At 72.7% G+C, this 18,234-nt stretch carries 18 protein-coding genes and 2 tRNA genes; 8 read left to right on the top strand and 12 right to left on the bottom strand.

Going from position 1 to position 18,234, the window contains the following annotated elements:
• Positions 1-25: 25 nt before the first annotated feature.
• The 3 genes from RQM47_RS07680 to RQM47_RS07670 form a co-directional block, all read right to left on the bottom strand.
• Positions 26-424: a type II toxin-antitoxin system death-on-curing family toxin gene (locus RQM47_RS07680; protein WP_349256308.1), complete on the bottom strand. Its 399-nt coding sequence runs from the start codon at positions 422-424 to the stop codon at positions 26-28.
• Positions 421-684 (bottom strand): AbrB/MazE/SpoVT family DNA-binding domain-containing protein, encoded by a 264-nt coding sequence (locus tag RQM47_RS07675; protein WP_311663138.1) that lies wholly within the window; start codon positions 682-684, stop codon positions 421-423. The genes RQM47_RS07680 and RQM47_RS07675 overlap by 4 nt, the downstream gene beginning before the upstream one ends.
• 193 nt (positions 685-877) lie before the next feature.
• Positions 878-1,882 (bottom strand): sugar phosphate nucleotidyltransferase, encoded by a 1,005-nt coding sequence (locus RQM47_RS07670; protein WP_311663139.1) that lies wholly within the window; start codon positions 1,880-1,882, stop codon positions 878-880.
• Positions 1,883-2,139: 257 nt separating this feature from the next.
• Between RQM47_RS07670 and RQM47_RS07665 the strand changes: the two genes are divergently transcribed.
• The 3 genes from RQM47_RS07665 to RQM47_RS07655 all read left to right on the top strand — a co-directional run bounded on the left by RQM47_RS07665 (position 2,140) and on the right by RQM47_RS07655 (position 4,766).
• Positions 2,140-2,829 carry an OmpA family protein gene (locus tag RQM47_RS07665; RefSeq protein ID WP_311663140.1) on the top strand — a complete coding sequence of 230 codons (690 nt, stop codon included), beginning with the start codon at positions 2,140-2,142 and terminating at the stop codon, positions 2,827-2,829.
• Between the two features lie 94 nt (positions 2,830-2,923).
• A complete protein-coding gene (locus RQM47_RS07660; protein ID WP_311663141.1) occupies positions 2,924-3,655 on the top strand; it encodes a TIGR00730 family Rossman fold protein in 732 nt (243 codons plus the stop codon).
• Between the two features lie 214 nt (positions 3,656-3,869).
• A complete protein-coding gene (locus RQM47_RS07655) occupies positions 3,870-4,766 on the top strand; it encodes a tetratricopeptide repeat protein (RefSeq protein ID WP_311663142.1) in 897 nt (298 codons plus the stop codon).
• A 95-nt stretch (positions 4,767-4,861) separates the two neighbouring features.
• On the opposite strand, the gene RQM47_RS07650 is transcribed toward RQM47_RS07655, so the two are convergent.
• Complete coding sequence (locus RQM47_RS07650; RefSeq protein ID WP_311663143.1) at positions 4,862-5,005, bottom strand: hypothetical protein; 144 nt, start codon at positions 5,003-5,005, stop codon at positions 4,862-4,864.
• 71 nt (positions 5,006-5,076) lie between these two features.
• Between RQM47_RS07650 and RQM47_RS07645 the strand changes: the two genes are divergently transcribed.
• The 3 genes from RQM47_RS07645 (at position 5,077) to RQM47_RS07635 (ending at position 8,285) form a co-directional block, all read left to right on the top strand.
• The gene (locus RQM47_RS07645) at positions 5,077-5,838 is read left to right on the top strand and encodes an acyltransferase (RefSeq protein WP_311663144.1); all 762 of its coding nucleotides are present in this window, start codon (positions 5,077-5,079) and stop codon (positions 5,836-5,838) included.
• Between the two features lie 198 nt (positions 5,839-6,036).
• The gene (locus tag RQM47_RS07640) at positions 6,037-7,188 is read left to right on the top strand and encodes a DegT/DnrJ/EryC1/StrS family aminotransferase (protein WP_311663145.1); all 1,152 of its coding nucleotides are present in this window, start codon (positions 6,037-6,039) and stop codon (positions 7,186-7,188) included.
• Between the two features lie 59 nt (positions 7,189-7,247).
• The gene (locus tag RQM47_RS07635) at positions 7,248-8,285 is read left to right on the top strand and encodes a Gfo/Idh/MocA family oxidoreductase (RefSeq protein ID WP_311663146.1); all 1,038 of its coding nucleotides are present in this window, start codon (positions 7,248-7,250) and stop codon (positions 8,283-8,285) included.
• Between the two features lie 130 nt (positions 8,286-8,415).
• On the opposite strand, the gene rfbD is transcribed toward RQM47_RS07635, so the two are convergent.
• Positions 8,416-9,321, bottom strand: a complete 906-nt coding sequence (rfbD, locus tag RQM47_RS07630) for a dTDP-4-dehydrorhamnose reductase (RefSeq protein ID WP_311663147.1) — start codon at positions 9,319-9,321, stop codon at positions 8,416-8,418.
• Between the two features lie 8 nt (positions 9,322-9,329).
• Positions 9,330-9,890 (bottom strand): dTDP-4-dehydrorhamnose 3,5-epimerase, encoded by a 561-nt coding sequence (gene rfbC, locus RQM47_RS07625; RefSeq protein ID WP_311663148.1) that lies wholly within the window; start codon positions 9,888-9,890, stop codon positions 9,330-9,332.
• Between the two features lie 186 nt (positions 9,891-10,076).
• Here rfbC and RQM47_RS07620 point away from each other — a divergent pair.
• Positions 10,077-10,149, top strand: a tRNA-Lys gene (locus RQM47_RS07620).
• Between the two features lie 48 nt (positions 10,150-10,197).
• Positions 10,198-10,281, top strand: a tRNA-Leu gene (locus tag RQM47_RS07615).
• A 123-nt stretch (positions 10,282-10,404) separates the two neighbouring features.
• Here the strand turns inward: RQM47_RS07615 and RQM47_RS07610 are convergent.
• From RQM47_RS07610 to RQM47_RS07585, 6 genes are all read right to left on the bottom strand, one after another.
• A complete protein-coding gene (locus RQM47_RS07610; protein WP_311663149.1) occupies positions 10,405-12,321 on the bottom strand; it encodes a nucleoside-diphosphate sugar epimerase/dehydratase in 1,917 nt (638 codons plus the stop codon).
• Positions 12,322-12,592: 271 nt separating this feature from the next.
• A complete protein-coding gene (locus RQM47_RS07605) occupies positions 12,593-13,657 on the bottom strand; it encodes a hypothetical protein (protein WP_314008253.1) in 1,065 nt (354 codons plus the stop codon).
• Positions 13,654-14,592, bottom strand: a complete 939-nt coding sequence (locus RQM47_RS07600; RefSeq protein ID WP_311663151.1) for an NAD-dependent epimerase/dehydratase family protein — start codon at positions 14,590-14,592, stop codon at positions 13,654-13,656. The genes RQM47_RS07605 and RQM47_RS07600 overlap by 4 nt, the downstream gene beginning before the upstream one ends.
• Positions 14,593-14,600: 8 nt before the next feature.
• Positions 14,601-15,812, bottom strand: coding sequence for a glycosyltransferase family 4 protein (locus RQM47_RS07595; RefSeq protein WP_311663152.1), 1,212 nt, complete (start codon positions 15,810-15,812; stop codon positions 14,601-14,603).
• Positions 15,809-16,966 carry a glycosyltransferase family 4 protein gene (locus RQM47_RS07590; protein WP_311663153.1) on the bottom strand — a complete coding sequence of 386 codons (1,158 nt, stop codon included), beginning with the start codon at positions 16,964-16,966 and terminating at the stop codon, positions 15,809-15,811. Before RQM47_RS07590 ends, RQM47_RS07595 begins: the two co-directional genes overlap by 4 nt.
• Entirely contained in the window at positions 16,963-18,147 is a 1,185-nt protein-coding gene (locus RQM47_RS07585; protein ID WP_311663154.1) for a hypothetical protein, read from the bottom strand. Before RQM47_RS07585 ends, RQM47_RS07590 begins: the two co-directional genes overlap by 4 nt.
• Positions 18,148-18,234: the final 87 nt, after the last annotated feature.

Genomic DNA, 18,234 nt, shown 5'->3' with positions numbered 1-18,234 from the left:
GGCGGCGTCCCCGGCACGCGCGAAGTCACTCCGAAACCGGGACGCCGCGGTCACGGCACCACGCGGCGAGCTCGGGCTCGCCGAGTTCGCCGGCGGCCACGCCGAGCATGACGGCGACGACCTCGGGCTCCACGGTCTCGATCCAGACTCCGTTCGAGCCCAAGAACGAGTAGAGCGTCATGAACGCCGTCCGTTTGTTGCCGTCGACGAACGGGTGGTTCTTCGCGATCCCAAAGCCGTAGGCCGCCGCGAGATCTGCGAGGTCCACGTCGTCCTCGTACGCCCACCGTTGCCGGGGACGGGCGAGCGCCGATTCCAGGAGGTTCTCGTCGCGGAGGCCAAACCGACCACCGTGCTCGCGGAGTTGCTCTTGGTGGATGGCTTCGGCGAGGTCTCGGGAAATCCAGATCGGCTCGGTCATCACTTCGAGAGCTCGCGGAGAGCGTTCTTGTACTGCTCGGCGCCCTTCCGGTAGGCGGCCATGCCGCGCTCGAAGTCCTCGTCGTACTTCTTTAAGAGCAAGCCGTCCGCCGTCTGGACGACGTGCCAGGTGCTCTTCTCGTCGATCCCGGCGGCCTCCACGACCTCCTTTGGGAACGTGGCGCCGATCGAGTTGCCGATCTTGCGGAACGTGATAGTAGCCGTGGCGCTTTCGGCCTTGTTTGTAGCGGGCGGGGTGGGCATGACGGCGGGGGCGGGGTGGCGTGCCTACGAACGTAACACGTGACTACAGTCGTGCCACCGCCCCGCCCTGTATTCACGCCGCCGCCCCGCCCCGCTCTTCGCGAGCGGCGCCCCAAACACAACCACCCCGCCCGACGTGCTCGGGCGGGGTGGTAGAACGAAGACGACGGGCGGACCCAAAGGGCGGGGCGGCCTACGACTCGACGCCGACCGTCGCGTGGTCGCCGATGTTGAGCTCGCCGGCGAACCCGCGGACGGCCGCGTGGTGGCCCACCATGGACCCGTCGAGCGACGAGCCCTCGACGGACGCCTCGCCAAAGACGATCGTGTTGCGGACGGCCGAGCTCTCGATGGTCGCTCCGCCGTGGACGGCCGCGTACGGGCCGACAACCGAATCACGGACGACGGCGCCCTCGGCGATAAAGACGGGATCGATGATCTGGCTGTTCTCGACGGTCCCCTCGGTGCGGGCCTCGCCCTCATGGTCGAGCACGATCTGCGACGTGCTCTTGATGGCCGGGATCGTCCCGCAGTCGAGCCACTCGGTCACGCGCGCCGTCTTGAACGTGGCGCCGTCCTTGAGCATCCGGTCGAGCGCGTCGGTAAGCTGGAACTCGCCGCCCTTGCCGCGGACGTCCTCGTCCATGAGGTGCTGGATCTCGCGGCCCAGCCGCTCGCCCTCCTTCACGTAGTAGATGCCGACGATGGCCTCGTTCGAGATCGGCGTCTCCGGCTTCTCGACGAAGTCGGTGATCTGCTCGCCGTCCTTGACCACGACCCCGAACCGGGACGGGTCCTCGACCTCCATGACCCAGACGACGGCGTCGGCGTCGAGGTCGGGGGCCTGGTCCATGGTGAAGAGCGTGTCGGCAAAGACGAGCACGCACTCGCCGTCGAGCTTGTCGCCGGCCTGGGCGATGGCGTGGGCCGTGCCCTCGGCCGTCTCTTGGACGCCGAACGAGGCCTCGATCCCGAACCGCGAGCAGATCTCCGTGAGCTGGTCGCGGACCTCGTCGCCGAAGTCCGGCCCGAGCACGAACACGGCCTCGTCGAAGTCGCGCGGGAGCGAGTCCACGAACGTCTCGACGATCCGCTCGACCATGGTCCGCCCGACGACGGGCAGGAGCGGCTTGGGGGTGACGTGGGTGTGCGGGCGGAGGCGCGTGCCGCGGCCGGCCATGGGGACGATGAGCTTCACGGGGTAGAGGGGGCGGGGTGGGGGGAACGGAGTGCCCAACCTAACTCGGACGGCGGCGCCCCGACCGCCGCCGGAGGGGCCGCCCCGCCCCGCCCACGCCCACCGGCCGCGACGGCGGTGTCTAGGGCCGAGGGCGCCGGAAGCCCCGTGCGGGCCGATTTGGCGCGTCCGGGCGGGGCGGCATGGAACTTGGCTCTGGGGCAGGTGTGAGACCCTGTTCGAGGCTCACACTTCCCCCCCGTCACCTCCCCCCACTCATGTACACGTTCCGCATCCGCTACGCGGCGCTCGCGTTTGCCCTCCTGTTGGGCATCACACAGACCGGCTGTTCCAGCCTCAACAACACCGGCAAGGGCGCCATCGGCGGCGCGGCCGCCGGCACCGTCCTCGGCGGCGTCATCGGCAAGATCACGGGCTCGACGGCCCGCGGCGCCATCATCGGAGCCGCCGTAGGCGGGGCGGCCGGCGCCGTCGTCGGTCGGCAGATGGACAAGCAGGCCGAGGAGCTCGACAACGACCTCGAAAACGCCGAAGTGACGCCGATCCCCGGCGACGATGGCGAGACGGCCGGGATCGCGGTCCGGTTCGACAACGACCTCCTGTTCGACCTCGGTGAGTCCACGCTCCGCCCGGGCGTCCAGGCCGACCTCCGCGACCTCGCCTCGAGCCTCCGTAACTACCCGGGCCACGACGCCGTCGTCGTCGGGCACGCCTCGACGGACGGGCCGACGCAGCTCAACCAGAACCTCTCGCAGGCCCGCGCCCAGGCCGTCGAGAACTTCCTGATCAGCCAGGGCCTCGCTGCCTCGCGCCTCCAGGCGTACGGCGTGGGCGAGAGCGAGCCGCTCGCCGGCATCCCGGGCACCGACCCGGCCAACCGCCGCGTCGAGATCGCGATCTACCCGAACGAGCAGTACCGCCAGCAGGTCGAGTCCGAGTACAACTAGGACCCGCCCCGCCCGCTCCGGCGGGCTAGTTTTCGCGGCCCCCGCCCTCTCCGGCGGGGGCCGCGTCTGTTTAGGTCCCCCCGCCCCGCCCCCGATGTCCGACACCACGCCCGTCCAGACCCCCTTCGACGCCGACCGGCCGATGACCCCGCGCGAGCTCGCCGAGTGGCACCAGCGCCGGTCCGAGGACACGTGGCGCGTGTTTCGGATCATGAGCGAGTTTGTCGAAGGGTTCGGGCGGCTCTCGTCGGTCGGCCCGAGCGTGTCCGTGTTCGGGTCGGCGCGGACGCCTCCGGGGACGCCGTACTACGACCTGGGCGTGGCCGTCGGGCGGACGCTCGCCGAGCGGGGCTACGCCGTCATTACCGGGGGCGGGCCGGGCATCATGGAGGCCGCGAACAAAGGCGCGCAGGAGGCGGGCGGGGCGTCGGTCGGGCTCAACATCGCGCTCCCCCACGAGCAAGGCTCGAACCCCTACGTGGACCCCGACAAGAACCTCCTGTTCGAGTTCTTCTTTGCCCGGAAGACCATGTTCGTCCGCTACGCGCAGGGCTACATCGTGCTCCCGGGCGGGTTCGGGACGATGGACGAGCTGTTTGAGAGCCTGACGCTCATCCAGACGCGGAAAACGGCCCGGTTTCCGGTCGTCCTCATGGGCACGTCCTACTGGGGCGGCCTCCTCGACTGGATCCGGAGCACGCTCCTCGACGGCGGCTACATCTCGGCCGGCGACCCCGACCTGCTCACGGTCACGGACGACCCCGACGAGGCGGTCGACGTGATCGATCGGTTCAGCGAAGAGGCCGGCATCTCGCCCAACTTCTGAGGGTTCTCGGAGGGTTGCCTTCGCTCCCCGAACCACCCCGCCCCGCCTGATCGGGCGGGGCGGGGACCAGAGGCGGTTTCTAGGGGCGGGGTGGACGCGGCCGTCTAGTGGAGCAGACACGGGAGGAGCACGAAGGGCGCGAGAACGGCCGTTCTCATCACGGTACGGTCTCTGTAGTTTCGTCCATCGCCCCCGCCCGTTTTCCCCCACCAGGATGTCCCGACTGTCTTTCCTCGCCGCCCCCGCGCTCGCGCTCGCGCTCACGGTCCCCGCCTCCGCGCAGGAGTCGACCCCGGACACGGTGGCCGTCCCGGCCGACTCGGTCGTGGCCGATTCCGTCATGGCCGACTCGGTCGCCGCCGAACCCGTCGTCGCGCCCGACCCGGACCGCGCCCGCGAGTTTTACGAAGAGGGCCGCGCGGCCCTCACCGCCCAGAACTACGACGAGGCGCTGGCCCAGTTTGACCAGGCCCTCCTCTACAACGACGCGTACGCCGTCGCCGCGCTCGGCCGCGGCCAGGCGCTCGCTCAGCTCGGCCGCCTCGAAGACTCCCGGTCGGCCCTCGAATCCGCCGTCGAGATGGCCGAGGCTTCGGACGCCGCGAACGCCGACGACGTCGTGCGGACCACGCAGCGGTACCTCGACCAGATCAACGGCGCGATCGAATCGCGCGCAGCGAACGCCGCCCAGCAGCAGCAGGAGCAGGCGGCTCAGGCCGCGGCGTCCGAAGCCGAGGCGACAAACCAGAAGGTCGAGGAGGCCATCGCCATCCTCCAGGCCAACGAGGTCACGGAGGCCCAGGCCATCGACGCCTACGCGCTCCTCGAGCAGGCCCGGCTCGCCGGCTACGACACGGACCAGATCGCGTTCTACTACGCTAAGGCCCTCAACACGATGAACCGCGGGGCCGACGCAATCCCGTACGCCGAGACCGCTCTCGCCCAGAGCGAGGGGCAGGACGACCGCTCGCTGTACTACATCCAGCTCGGCATCGCCAACATGGAGGCCGGCAACGTGGACGAGGCCCGAGCCGCCTTCGAGGCCATCGACGAAGGCCAGTCCTGGCACAGCTGGGCGCAGCATTACCTCCGCGAGCTCGACCAGAGCTAGGCGGCCGCCCCGCCCCAACCAACTGCGCGCCGCGCCTGGGACCGTCCCGGGCGCGGCGCGCGGCGTTTCTAGCCCGACGGCCGGGCGGGGCGGTCCTAGACCGTGTTCCGACTCCCGTACCACCAGATGGCGGCGAGGAGCAGGATGGGGACGAGGACGCTGAGGTAGACGAGCGGCTCGAGGCCGACGCCGTAGCCCTCGGGGGTCGGGGCGAGGAGCGCGAGGAGGAGGGCGGGCATGCGGGGGGTAGCTTGGGAACGCCCCGTCCGTACGCCCCGCCCCGCCCCGGGGTCCGCCGCCCCGCCCCGCCATGTCCGTCGCCCCCACCGCTCAGGTTCACGCTTCGGCCCACCTCGGCGCCGGCGTCGATGTCGGCCACTTTAGCGTCGTCGGACCGGGCGTCGACGTGGGGGCGGGGTGCCAGATCGGGCACCACGTCGTGCTCCACGAGGGGACCCGGCTCGGGGCCGGCGTGCGCGTCGACGACCACGCGGTCGTCGGCAAGCGGCCGATGCGGGCGGCGCGGAGCGCGACGACGGCCGAGGGCGGGGACCTCCCCCCCGCCCAGATCGGCGACGGGTGCCTCGTCGGGACCGGCGCCGTGATCTACCGCGGCTGCCGCCTGGGCGAGCGCGTCCTCGTGGCCGACCTCGCGACGGTCCGCGAGCGCGTAGCGGTGGGCGACGAGACCATCGTCGGGCGCGGCGTGGCGGTCGAGAACGACACGACGGTCGGCGCCCGGTGCAAGCTGGAGACGAACGCCTACCTCTGCGCCTACACCATGCTCGGCGACGACGTGTTCGTGGCGCCGGGCGTGCTCACGAGCAACGACGCCTTCCTCGGGCGGACCGAAGCGCGCAAGGCTCGGTTCGGCGGGCCGACGGTCCGCGACGGCGCGCGCCTGGGCGTGGGGGCCGTGCTGCTCCCCGGCCGCGAGGTCGAGGTCGAGGCCGTCGTCGGCGCCGGCGCCGTGCTCACGGGCGACGCGCGGGCGGGGCGGGTCTGGATTGGCGTGCCGGCCCGCGACGCGCGGGCGGTGGCGCCGGAGCAATTGAGGGAGAACGGCGGGTGAGCGGGCAGCGGAGCCACCCCGCCCGTACCGTGGCGGGGTGGCTGCCGTAGGGGCGACCGGCGGTCGCCCGTGGGCGAGGCGGCGCCGTTCGGGACCGCCCCGCCCGCATCGTCCGCCACCCCGCCCGCGCCTGGGCGGGGCGGAACAAAACGAGCACCGCCCCGCCCGCGCGTCCCCAGTCCCCTGCCCTCGCTACCTTTGCCCGCCCCGCCCCGGAACGCCCCGCCCTCGATGGATCTCCAGATGGTCGACCTGCGCGCGCAGGTGGCCGCGCTCCGTCCCGAGATCGACGCGGCCATCGCCGCCGTGCTCGACCGCGGCGCGTTCGTGCGGGGGCCGTTCGTGGCCGCCTTCGAGGCCGAGCTCGCCGCCTACGTCGCGGGACTGGCGGAGGGCGGGGCGGTGCACGCGCTCGGGGTCGGGAACGGGACGGACGCGCTCCAGGTCGCGCTCATGGCGCTGGGCGTCGGGCCGGGCGACGAGGTCGTGTGCCCGGCGTTCACGTTCGTCGCGACGGCCGAGGCGGCGGCGCTCTTGGGCGCGCGGCCCGTCTTCGCCGACATCGACCCCGAGACGTTCAACCTGGACCCGGAGCGGGTCGCCGACGCCGTCACGGAGCGGACGAAGGCGGTCGTGCCGGTCCACCTGTTCGGGCAGATGGCGGACCTCGCGGCCATCCGGGACGCCGCCGGTGACGTGCCCATCGTCGAGGACGCGGCGCAGGCGCTCGGGGCGACGCGCGACGGCCAGGCCGCCGGGACGGCCGGGGCCGTGGGCACGCTCTCGTTCTACCCGTCGAAAAACCTGGGCGCGTTCGGCGACGGCGGAGCAGTCCTCACGACCGATGCCGACCTCGCCGCGCGCGTGCGGGCGATCGCCAACCACGGCGCCGAGCGGAAGTACCACCACACGCGCGTCGGCGTAAACAGCCGGCTCGACGCGCTCCAGGCCGCGATCCTGTCCGTCCAGCTCCGGCACCTCCCGGCGTTCACCGACGCCCGCCGCGCCGCCGCTGCCCTGTACGACGCGCACCTCGACGGGCTAGACGAAGTCGTCCGCCCCGCCCGGGCTGCGGGCGCGTGCCACGTGTTCCACCAGTACACGGTCCGCGTGCCGGCCGCGCTCCGCAACGGGCTCCGCGCGCACCTCGCTGCGCGCGGCGTGCCGACGATGGTGTACTACCCCGAGCCGCTCCACCGGATGGCGCCCTACGCGGGCGGGGCGGCGGACCTGCCGGAGACGGATCGGGCCTGCGCCGAGGTCCTCTCGCTCCCCATGCACCCGCACCTGACGGCGAGCCAAGTCGCTTCGGTCGCCGAGGCCGTCGCGGCGTTCGTTCGCACCGCGTAGCGGGCGGGGCGGCCACCCCGCCCCGGCGCCCGTCCCTTTCCCCGTTACCCGCCCCGCCCGTGTCCTCGTTCGCGTTTTCGGAAGCCGTCCGCATCGGGCACGTCGGCGTGGGACGGTGGGGGCTGAACCTGCTCCGCAACACGGCCGCGCTGCCGGGCGCCGAGGTCGTCGCCGTGTGCGACCGGCGCGACCCCGCGCTCGCCGCCGCGGCCCGCCTCGCGCCCGGCGCCCGCGCCGTCCGCGACGTCGACGCGCTCCTGGCCGACGCCGCCGTCGAGGCCGTCGTGGTCGCCGTCGAGACGCCGCTCCACTACGAGGTGGCGCTGGCGGCGCTGGAGGCGGGGAAGCACGTGTTCGTCGAGAAGCCGCTGGCCCAGACGGCGGCCGAGGCCGAGCGGCTGGTCCGCGAGGCGCGCGAGCGGGGGCTCCGCCTCATGGTCGGGCACCTCCTCCGGTACCACCCCGCCTTCCGCCACGTCGAGCGGCTGGCGGCGGACGGCGCGCTCGGCGAGATCCGCTACGTGCACAGCATGCGCGTCAACCTGGGCGTGGTCCGCGACCGCGAGAACGCGTTCGACAGTCTGGCGCCGCACGACCTCGCCGTGGCGCAGGCGCTCCTCCCGGGCCGCCCGGTCGCCGTCGCGGCGCAGGGGCAGGCGTTCCTCCAGCCCGGCGTCGAGGACGTCGTGTTCGCGACGGTGACGTACGAGGGCGGCCAGATCGCGCACCTCCACTGCTCCTGGCTCGACCCCCACAAGGTCCGCCGGACGACGGTCGTGGGGAGCGAGAAGATGGCGACGGTCGACGACATGGAGCCGGCCGAGAAGGTCCGCGTCTACGACAAGGGGATTGACCCGAGCGCCGAGGCCGGCTACGCCTCGTTCGCCGGCGCGCTGACGGTCCGCTCGGGCGACATCGTCGTGCCGCGCATCGCGCCGGCTGAGCCGCTGCGGCTCGAAGTCGAGGAGTTCGTGGCGTCGGTCCGCGAGGGCCGCCCCGCCCTCACCGACGGCGACGACGGCCTCGCCGTCGTCCGCGTGCTGGAGGCGGCCCGTCGCTCGCTCGCCGAGGGCGGGGCGCGCGTCGAGATCCCGTAGCCGCGGGCGGGGCGGGGCATCAGGACATGGGGACTGGGGAAAGTGCCTCCGCCCCGCCCCCAGCGCTTTGGGCGGGGCGGGCTTTCTAAACCGCCCCGCCCTCTCTCGCCCAGGAGGAAGAGGACCAGCGTTACCGCCCCGCCCCGGCTCCCCTTCCGCCTTCTGCCTTCCGCCTTCCGCCTTCCGCCGCCCACTCGTCCACTGATGGCCCCACCCCGTCGCGCCAGTCGAGCGGGGCGAGGCCGAGGGCCGCGAGCGACGGGGCGATCTCCAACTCGACGCGGGCGGGGCGGCGGGCGGCCGTCGGGTAGCCGGCCGTCGCGATGGGGTCGACGGGCACGGCCGGCGTCACGCCCCGCTCGGCGCCGGCGGCGACGGCGGCCTCGGCCAGCCCGTGCCACGTCGTGAGCGGGGCGCCGGCGACGTGCCACGTCCCCCACGGCGCCCGGCCCTCGGCCGCGAGCGCCGCGGCGTGGAGGCAGGCCCGCGCGAGGGCCGTCGCCCACGTCGGGTGCCCCCACTGGTCGGCGACGACGCCAAGGCGGGGGCGCTCGGACGCCAGGCGCAGCATGGTCGACACGAACGAGCCGGGGCGGCCGCTGAAGACCCACGCCGTGCGCAGGATGAGGTGCTGGTCTAGCCTCTCGCGGACCGCCGTCTCGCCGGCCGCCTTTGACGCCCCGTACACGCCGAGCGGGGCGGGCGGGTCGTCGGGCACGTACGGCGTCCCTTTCGTCCCGTCGAACACGTAGTCCGTCGAGAGATGGACGAGCGGGACGCCCGCACGCGCGCACGCCTCAGCGACGTGGGCCGCCCCGTCACGGTTGACGGCGTACGCGCGGTCAGCCTCGGCCTCAGCGCGGTCGACGGCCGTATACGCCGCCGCGTGGACGACGACATCGGGCTCGGCTTGCTCGACGGCGCGGAGCACGGCGTCGCGGTCCGTCACGTCGAGGCCGCCCCGCCCTACGCCCACGACGCCCGCCCCGCCCAGGCGCACGGCCTCGGCGCCGACTTGGCCGCCGGCCCCGGTCACGAGCGCCCTCACGAGACCGCGACCTGCGGGAGGTCGTCGGCGCCGAGCGCGTCGAGCCGCGGGTACGCCCGGTCCTTGTCCGAGAGCAGCGGCTTGTCGACCGGCCACGGGATGGCGAGCCCGGGGTCGTCCCAGACCACCCCGCCTTCGTCGCCGGGGCGGTAGACGTCGGTGCACTTGTAGACCACGTCGGCCTGTTCCGAGAGCACGGCGAACCCGTGGCCGAAGCCGGGCGGCACCCACAGCTGGCGCGGCGCCTCGTCGGAGAGCGTGAACGCCTCCCACTCCCCGAACGTGGCCGACCCGGCCCGGAGGTCGACAACGACGTCCCAAATCGCCCCCCGCACGGCCGCGACGAGCTTCCCCTGCGGGTGCCGCTTCTGGAAGTGGAGGCCGCGAATCGCGCCCTGCCGGCTCCGACTGTGGTTGTCCTGCACGAACGGTGCAGCAATCCCGGCTTCGGCGTAGCGTGCAGCGTGGTACTGCTCGAGGAAGAACCCACGGGCGTCGGCAAACACGCGGGGCTCAATGACGAAGACGCCAGGGAGGGAGGTGTCGTGGACGGTCACGGGGCGGGGTGGAAGCCTGAGTCGGGGAAGCTAGCGGGGTCCGCCCCGCCCGCCGCACGGCGTGGCAGGCAGATCGGGGCGGGGCAGCCGTCTTTGCGTCCGCTCCACACGCCCCCGTTGCCCCCGACCCGGGACGGGGCCTACCTTGGTCGACCTGCCCGCCGGAGCCGGCGTCCGCCCTCCAGCGACTCCGTAGCTCAGTTGGCAGAGCAGCTGGCTTTTAACCAGCGGGTCGTAGGTTCGAGCCCTACCGGAGTCACCCAGGCTCATCTTCGGCCTTGTTCTTTCGCGCCTCGGCGCCCACCCCGCCCGGGTGGTGAAATTGGTAGACACGCACGCTTGAGGGGCGTGTGGCTTAACCGCCGTGCTGGTTCGAGTCCAGTCCCGGGCACCCACGCAAAGCCGCCTGGTCTTCGGACCGGGCGGCTTTCGTCGTCTTGGGCCGACGCGCGGGCAGGGCGGCTCCGGGCGAGCGGTCCCCGCCCCGCTGGCGCGGGCGGGGTGGGGACCGCCGTCAGAGCGCGCGGACGACGGGGACGCCGCGGCCCACCTGCCCGTCGCCCGAGTGCCCGCCGGCCGACGCCCCGCTCCCCGTCGGAGCCGCCGCCTCGGGGCGGTAGGTCGGGACGAGGCCGCGGAACGCCTGGCGGACGGCGTCGCCGTCGCCAGAGCGGGCGGCCTCGAACAGGGCGTCGAGGAGCGGCGTGATGTCGCCGGCCGGCCGCGACTTCCGGGCGACGAAGATCTTCTCGTGCGGGGACGGCTCCGTTCCCTCCTCTGAGAGCAGGAGCTCCTCGTAGAGCTTCTCGCCGGGGCGCGCGCCGGTGTACTCGATGTCGATGTCGCGTCCGGGCTCGAGCCCCGAGAGCAGGATGAGGTCGCGGGCGAGGTCCGCGATCCGCACCGGCTCGCCCATGTCGAGCACGTAGACGCGGCCGCTCTCGGCGACGGCGCCGGCCTGGAGCACGAGACCGGCGGCCTCGGGGATTGTCATGAAGTAGCGGACCATGTCGGGGTGCGTCACGGTCACCGGCCCGCCCCGCCGGATCTGGTCGCGGAACAGCGGGACCACGCTTCCCCGGCTTCCGAGCACGTTCCCGAACCGGACCGACACCATCGTGCACCCCGCGCACCGCCGGGCGGCGTCGGCGACGACCATCTCGGCCACGCGCTTCGAGGCGCCCATCACGTTCGTCGGGTTGACGGCCTTGTCCGTCGAGACGTTGACGAGCGTGTCGACCCCGAACTCGACGGCGAGGCGCGCGAGCGCGAGCGTGCCGCCGACGTTGTTCCACACGGCCTGCTCGGGGTTGGCCTCCATGAGCGGGACGTGCTTGTGGGCCGCGGCGTGGAACACGACCTCGGGTCGATGCGCCTCGAACACGGCCCGGAGCGACCGCTCGTCGCGGACGTCGCAGATTACCGGCCGCCGTGCGAGGGCGGGGTGGCTCCGGGCCAGCTCGCCGTCGATCCGGAACACGCTGTTCTCGCCCCGCCCGAGGAGGACGATCTCGCCGGGCGCAAACGGGGCGATCTGACGCACGACCTCGGACCCGATCGACCCGCCCGCCCCAGTCACGAGGACCGTCCGGCCTGAAACGAGCGCCTCAATGGGACCCGTCTCGAGGCGGACGGACTTCCGCCCCAGGAGGTCCTCGACGTCGACGCGGCGGATGTTCGAGACCGAGACGCGGCCGCTGACGAGGTCGAGGAGCCCCGGAACCGTCCGGTGCTGAAGGCCCGCCTTGCTCGCCCGCTCAACCACGCGCCGCACCACGCCGCCGTCGTGCGACGGCATGGCGATCAGAACTTCGTCGGCATCGACGCGGTCGGCGACGACGGCCAACTCGTCGATCTCCCCGAGCACGGGGAGGCCCGCCACCCTCTTGCGCAGCTTCGACGGATCGTCGTCAACGAACCCGACCGGCCACCGGCCGGCTTTCGGGTGGCGAAGCATCTCACGTACGACAGCGACGCCAGCGTCGCCGGCCCCGGCCACGATCACGCGCCGGCCGCGCTCACCGCGGCGGCGGCTCTGGAGAATCCCCCTTTCCTCGTAGTACAGCCGCGCCGCAAACCGGAGCCCCGCGAGGCCTAGGATCGCAAGCATGGCCTCGATCAGCGGGACGCTTCGGGGGACGAACACGTCGCCCACGCTGGCGGCGGCGGCCACGAACTCCACCAGAGCAACGGCCACGACCGCCACCAGCAGGGGGACCATGTCGCGCAGTCCAACCCGATGCCACGAGCGGACGCGCCGGTTCATCCCGATGAGGACGACCGCCTTGAGCAGCCCACCCACCGCCGTGTACGTCAGCACGTCGGCCCCGAACGCGAACGCGCCCGCGTCGAGCCGGAGCACGAACGCGAGGGGCGCGGCGAGGAGCCACACCCCGTAGTCGAGGGAGGACTTTAGAACGAGTCGTGTCATGCAGGGGACCAGAACCCAGGGACAGCGGGTCCTAATGACGGTGGGGGGGAACGCGAAAGTACCGGGGCCGCTCGGGGGCGGGGCGGCGCCACATGTGGAAACCGGGTGGACGGGGGTCCGGCGCTGGGGCCGGCGCGCTCTTGGCGCGTGGGGCAGACGCTTTTCGCACATGCGCTTGCATCTTCTCCTACACGTGCCGCACCGCTCCGCCCCGGCTTCACCAATTTATCTCTGCGCTCCCGGCCCGTAGGTCAAACAGGTGTGGCCCACGTCACACCGCCCCGCCCGGGGGGCCAGCGGGCTCCAGCTGAGGGGAATGAGACGCACCCGGCACGGGCGGCTGGGGGGGGGCGGTAGCGCGGAGCGCTGCGAAAAGAACGATGGGCACGCCCGCACCCACTCCGATCAACAACCATACCGCCCCGCCCAACCAGGCAAGTCCCGCGGCGGCCGAGACCGCACCGAGCGCGCCGTAAAGGGCGGCGACCGCGCGGTGCCCCGCACCGGTCACGACGAGGCGCTGGTAGAGGTGCGAGCGGTGCGCCGCGAACACGTTCTCTCCGCGGAGGAGGCGGCGCACGAGCGTGAACCCGCCGTCGAACACGAACGGCCACACGAACGCGAGCGCCGCTAGCGGCAGGCGTGGGTCGCTGCCGACGAGAGCCAGGGCCGCGAACGTGAAACCGAGAAAAGCGCTCCCTACGTCGCCCATGAACACCCGCGCCGGCGCCCAGTTGTGGACGAGAAAGCCCAGCGCCGCCCCGCCCATGGCCGCGCCCGTCCACCCCGCGACGAGGCCGCCCCCAAGCGCGCCGACAGCCGCCCACGCCGCACCCGCGACGACGGCCTGGAGACCGGCGATCCCGTCGATCCCGTCCATGAAGTTGTAGACGTTGGTCAGTCCGACCACCCAAAGCCCCGCGACGAGTCCGCCCGCCGCGCCGAGCGGGACGGCGCCGAGGCCAGGAAGCGTGACGGCGGTCCACGCGCCGAGCGCCCAGACGGCGGCGGCGGCGGCGGCGACCTGGACGGCCAGCCGGAGGCCCGCCCCGAGCGGCCGGACGTCGTCCGCCCCGCCCAGCGCCGCGACGGCGAGGGCGGGGAGGCCGAGCCCGAAAACCGAGCGGGGTGGGGCGCCAGCGGCGAGCGCGAGCGCCCACGCGGCGGCGGCGCAGAGCACGAGCGCGAGGCCACCGCCGCGCGGCGTCGGCGTGGTGTGTGAGCTCCGCTCGTTGGGGACGTCGAGGACGCCGCGCCGGAGCGCGAGGCGCCGCACGGCGCCAACGAGCGCCCACGACGCGGCGGCCGCGCCCGCGGCGAGGAACACGAGCGTCACGGCGCGCTCAGGAGAGTCGCCCACCCCGCCCTCAGGTCGGCGTGGGCGGGGCGGTAGGTGGTCTCATCGATCAGGCGTCGCCCGTCGACGGCCACGTCCTCGGTAATCTTGTCGACGGCCGACGCGCCTGGGACGTCCCGGCCCAGGCGCGCGGCGACGGCCGACGCCGCCGCGGCCGCCGCGCGCACGGGCGGGGCGGGCACGTAGAGCACGCTCGGCCGACGGTCAACAGCCTGCTGCATCGCCCGCACGACGGCGTTGAACGTCCAAACGCGGCCGTCCGTCAGGTTGTAGAGCGCGCTCGGGAGCGGGGTGGTGGCGGCCAGAGCGAACGCCGCCGCGGCGTCCTCGACGTGGACGAGCGTCCGCCGGTTCTGGCCCGTCCCGGGCAGCACGCGGAGCCCGCGGCGGAGAGCGCCCAAGAGCTGCCGGTAGTTTCCCCGCATGCCCGGCCCGTAGACGGCGGCGAGGCGCAGGACCACCCCGCCCGCGAGGTCGGCGACGATGCCCTCGGCCTCGCGCTTGGTGCGGGCGTAGGGCGTCTCGGGCGCCGTCGGATCGGCCTCGGTCCAGGGCGCGCGGCCGGCGCTCGGACCGTACACGTTGATCGTGCTCGCGAACGCGAACCGGGCCACGCCAGCGCGCTCGGCCGCCGCCGCCAGTCGCTCGGTCCCGCCTACGTTGACGCGCGCGTACTCGTCGGCCAGCTCGGGCGGCGGGTCGACCACGTGGAGGAGAGCCGCGAGGTGGACCACAGCGTCGGCCCCGTCGGCGCCGCGCGCGAGCGCGTCGGCATCGGCGAGCGACCCGGCCACACGCTCGGCGCCGGCCGGGAGCGGCGCCGCCGCGTCCCGCGTGAGCACGCGGACGTCCGCCCCGCCCGCGACGAGTCGGCGGACGACGGCCGGGCCGACGGCGCCAGTCCCTCCGGTCACGAAAACGGTCACCGCCCCACCCCGCCCGCGACCGGCTCGCGGACCGGCTCTCCCAGAAGAGCCCCCATGACGATCGCGTTGATCCGGCGGTAGTCGTAGCGCTCCTCGGCCAAGCGCCGCCCCTCCTCCCCCATCCGGGCCACGCGGGCGGGGCGGCCCACGAGCGACTGCATGGCGTCGGCCAGGGCGGCCGGGTCGCGGGGCGGCACGACGAGCCCGTTGACGCCGTCAGCCACGGCCTCGCGGCACCCGGGGTTGTCCGTCGTGATGACGGCGCGGCCGGTCGCCATGGCCTCCATGATGCTCCGCGGGTAGCCCTCGCGGTAGAACGACGGGAGCACGAACACGTCGGCCTCGCGGAGCCAGCCCTCGACGTCGTCGACGTGGCCCCGCCATTCGACGCCAGCGGCGTCCGTGCGCCGGCGGAGCTCCGCTTCCGAAACGGCGTCGTAGCTGTCGTCCGCCCCGCCCAGCATGACGAACCGGGTGCCCGGGTGCTCGGCCTTCACGCGGCGCGCGGCCTCGACGAAGTCCCACACCCCCTTCTGCTCTAGCATCCGACCGACGTAGAGGAACGTCGGAGCGGGGCGGCCCGGGGGCGGGGCGGGTGCGAACTGGTCGAGGTCGATGCCCATCCCCTCGACCCGCCGCAGACGGTCCGCTCGCAGCCCGACATCGTCGCGGAAGTACGCCTCGTCCTCGGCGTTGAGGACGAACAATGTGTCGTAGGCGGTGCCGGCCACGCGGTAGGCGGCTGCGAGGACCCGCCGCCGCTTCCCGTTCCCGCCACCGCTGACCCCGAGCCCCTCGATCATCGCCACCCGGCGGGGAATCCCGAGCCCGGCCGTCGCGACCGCCGTGTAGAGGACGGGCTTGACGAAGTGAGAGAAGACGGCGTCGGGGCGGAGGCCGCGGAGCGCCCGGCGGATCGAGAGGACGGAGCGGGCCTCGTAGGTGAGGCTCCCTTTCGAGCGGTCGAACGCGATCGGCGCCGTCTCGGCGCCGGCCGCCTGCAGAACGTCGCGCGACGCGGGGTCGCAGTCCCACCCCGGCGAAAACACGACGACCCGGTGCCCGGCTGTCGTCAGGTCGCGGACGAGGAGGGTCCTGAACCGGGCCAGCGCAAAAGGCTGGTTCCCAACGAAGGCAACGGTTTGCCGCCCCGCCGTAGGACGGCCGAGGCGAGGGGCGGGGTGGCGGGCGACGAACGGCGCGGTCATGGCGTAGGGTCAAGTCGGGGGGCGCCCGGCGTGAGGCCGGCGGCCTCTCGGAGCGTGGCGTCGAGCCGGGGGGCCACGCTCGCGAGAGAGTACCCGTCGCGGACGCGGGCGCGGCCCCGCTCCCCCATCGTCTGGCCCAAGGAGCGGTCGGCGCGGAGCCGATCGAACGCCGCGTGCCACGCGTCGGGGCCGTCGGCGAGGAACCCGTTCCACCCGTCCGTCACGATCTCGGCGTTAACGCCGACGGGCGAGGCGACGACCGGGCGCCCGGCGGCCATGCATTGGACGAGCTTGAACCCGCACTTCCCCCGCTCCCACGGCTCGTCCGGGAGCGGCATGATTCCGACGTGGAAGCGCCCCATCTCAGCCACCTCCGTCGCCCCGCTCCACGGCCGGACCTCGACCGGGACGTCACCGAGCGGGCGCCCCTCGACACCGACGAGGACTACGCGCGTATCGGGGCGGGCAGCCTCTCTAGCGAGGACGTCCCGGAGGACGTGGAGCACCCGCTGCGAGCCGGGGGACCCGATCCACCCGATAGTAAATGGCCCTTCGGGCAAGGGCGCTACCGGCCCGTAGCAGTCGAGGTCGACTACGCTCGGGAGCACCTCAATGTGCCGAGCTCCGGCCGTCCTCGCCCGAGCGGCAAGGTAGCCGTTTCCCGCAACGACCGTCCGTGCACCTCGCATCAAACGGTCCACCTTCCGGCCGAACACGCGGCGGACAGCCGCGCGGCGGTGGGTGTCGTACGTGTGGAATGTAGCGTCGTCGTAGTCGACTACGTAGGGCCGCCCCCTGAAAAGCGCCCGCTCGGCGGCGTACGGGACGAACGGGAGCAGTTCCTTCTCGACCCAGATCAAGTCGTGGTCCGCGCGCCCGAGGAGCCGGGCAGCCCGCCGGAGGTAGGCCCAGGCGAGCCGGTCCGGCCGGCGCCCCCCCGTCTCGTAGAGGCGGCGGACGTAGGCATCGTCGAGCAGCCCCGCCCGCTCCACCCGCCACCCCGCCCGGCGGAGGGCGGGGACGAACTGGCTCCCGCGGACCCGGCTGCTCGACCCCAGGTCGCCGTACCGCGTCAGCATCAGGAGCCGGCCCGTCGAGCGGTCCGGCGGCGGGGCGGCGGGGCTCCCCCGGTCCGCTGAGGCCGCGCCGGTCATACCACCTGAGCCACGAGAGCCGCGGGCCGTGCCTGCCGGCGCGCAGTAAGGCTCCGTCGCCTGAGCTGGGCTACCCACAGTTCGCACGCGAAGACGAGGAACACGAGCTGCATGCCAAGAACCCGGAGCCGGAGGGCCGTCCCGAGGTTGTCGTTGTAGATCGCGATCAGGCCGAACCAGGCGAGTGCGAGGAGGAGGAGGTACCGACCTCCCGGCGTCTTGCGTACCTGCCCCCGGAAGACGCGGTAAAGCGCGTACGCAATAACCGGGACTTCAAACACGAACCCAACCAGCGTCGACAGGCTGTTCACCTGGAAGGGGAGCGGCCCGACCGCATTCGACACGAAGCTGTACGCGTAGAGAGCGAGGAATCCCCAGGGAGTAGTGGCCGACGCGAAATCGATACCCAACGTCGACCCTCCCTCCATCGCCTCAAAAGTCTGCCGAAAACGGAGGTAGTGCATGAAGTCGGCAAAGAAGTTCATACGCACGAGCAAGGCAAGCATCAGGAGGCCGAGGGCCGCCCCCGAAGCCAGAATGGCCCCCTTCCGCCGGCTCTGCCGGAGCCCCACGACGCCTAACCACGCAACCGTTCCTGCGACGAACGCGACGGCCGCGTACCACCGGAACGCAAAGAGGCCGCCTAATGAGATCACGAGCCCGATGCCACCCCGCGCCCTCCGGACGAACACCTCGTACCCGTAGTACGCGCACGCGAGATAGGACGCGTAGATCATGAGGTCGCGGTAGATCGAGAACGAGCCGTAATACACAACCGTAGGGAACAGACCGAGAAGCACCAATGTGACAGCCTGAGACCGAACGGATGGCCGCTGCCGCGTAGCTTCCCACGACAGCCGGTCGAGGAGGCGGAGCCCATAGACCAGGACGAGGACCGAGGCGACAAACAGGAATGCTTTGAACAGGAACAAGCCCCGGAGGCCCATCCAGTGCATGAGAAGCCCAATGGCGAGTGGCCACACGTTCGGCGCCCCCGGAAGCCGCCCGGTCTCCGCTACGTGGCCCGCGATCCGCCGGTACGTAATTCCGTCGTCGCCTCCGAGTATGATGGGGCTCAACCCTCCCATCCCCACGTCGACCGACCATACATGGACGAAGATGACGACGGCGAGCTTCGCAAGCGCGATGAGGAGCAGGAGCAGGATGGTTTGAGTTCGCACAGCGGATTACCTGCACCAACGCCGAAGGACACCAGCAATGTAAATGGACGGCTCCGACACCAATCGGTAGGATCGGGTAAATCCGAC

It is taken from the genome of Rubrivirga sp. S365, assembly GCF_032248475.1.
GTDB lineage: Bacteria > Bacteroidota > Rhodothermia > Rhodothermales > Rubricoccaceae > Rubrivirga > Rubrivirga litoralis.
The sequence above is the reverse complement of the archived record's forward strand: the minus strand, read 5'-3'. Positions and strand labels throughout refer to the sequence as shown.

Bases quoted from the DNA above. Each gene is read 5' to 3' on its own strand.
- RQM47_RS07610 (WP_311663149.1), bottom strand. From the start codon at position 12,321: ATGACACGACTCGTTCTAAAGTCCTCCCTCGACTACGGGGTGTGGCTC.
- RQM47_RS07595 (WP_311663152.1), bottom strand. From the start codon at position 15,812: ATGACCGCGCCGTTCGTCGCCCGCCACCCCGCCCCTCGCCTCGGCCGT.
- RQM47_RS07655 (WP_311663142.1), top strand. From the start codon at position 3,870: ATGTCCCGACTGTCTTTCCTCGCCGCCCCCGCGCTCGCGCTCGCGCTC.
- RQM47_RS07650 (WP_311663143.1), bottom strand. From the start codon at position 5,005: ATGCCCGCCCTCCTCCTCGCGCTCCTCGCCCCGACCCCCGAGGGCTAC.
- RQM47_RS07660 (WP_311663141.1), top strand. From the start codon at position 2,924: ATGTCCGACACCACGCCCGTCCAGACCCCCTTCGACGCCGACCGGCCG.
- RQM47_RS07590 (WP_311663153.1), bottom strand. From the start codon at position 16,966: ATGACCGGCGCGGCCTCAGCGGACCGGGGGAGCCCCGCCGCCCCGCCG.
- RQM47_RS07665 (WP_311663140.1), top strand. From the start codon at position 2,140: ATGTACACGTTCCGCATCCGCTACGCGGCGCTCGCGTTTGCCCTCCTG.
- RQM47_RS07645 (WP_311663144.1), top strand. From the start codon at position 5,077: ATGTCCGTCGCCCCCACCGCTCAGGTTCACGCTTCGGCCCACCTCGGC.
- RQM47_RS07675 (WP_311663138.1), bottom strand. From the start codon at position 684: ATGCCCACCCCGCCCGCTACAAACAAGGCCGAAAGCGCCACGGCTACT.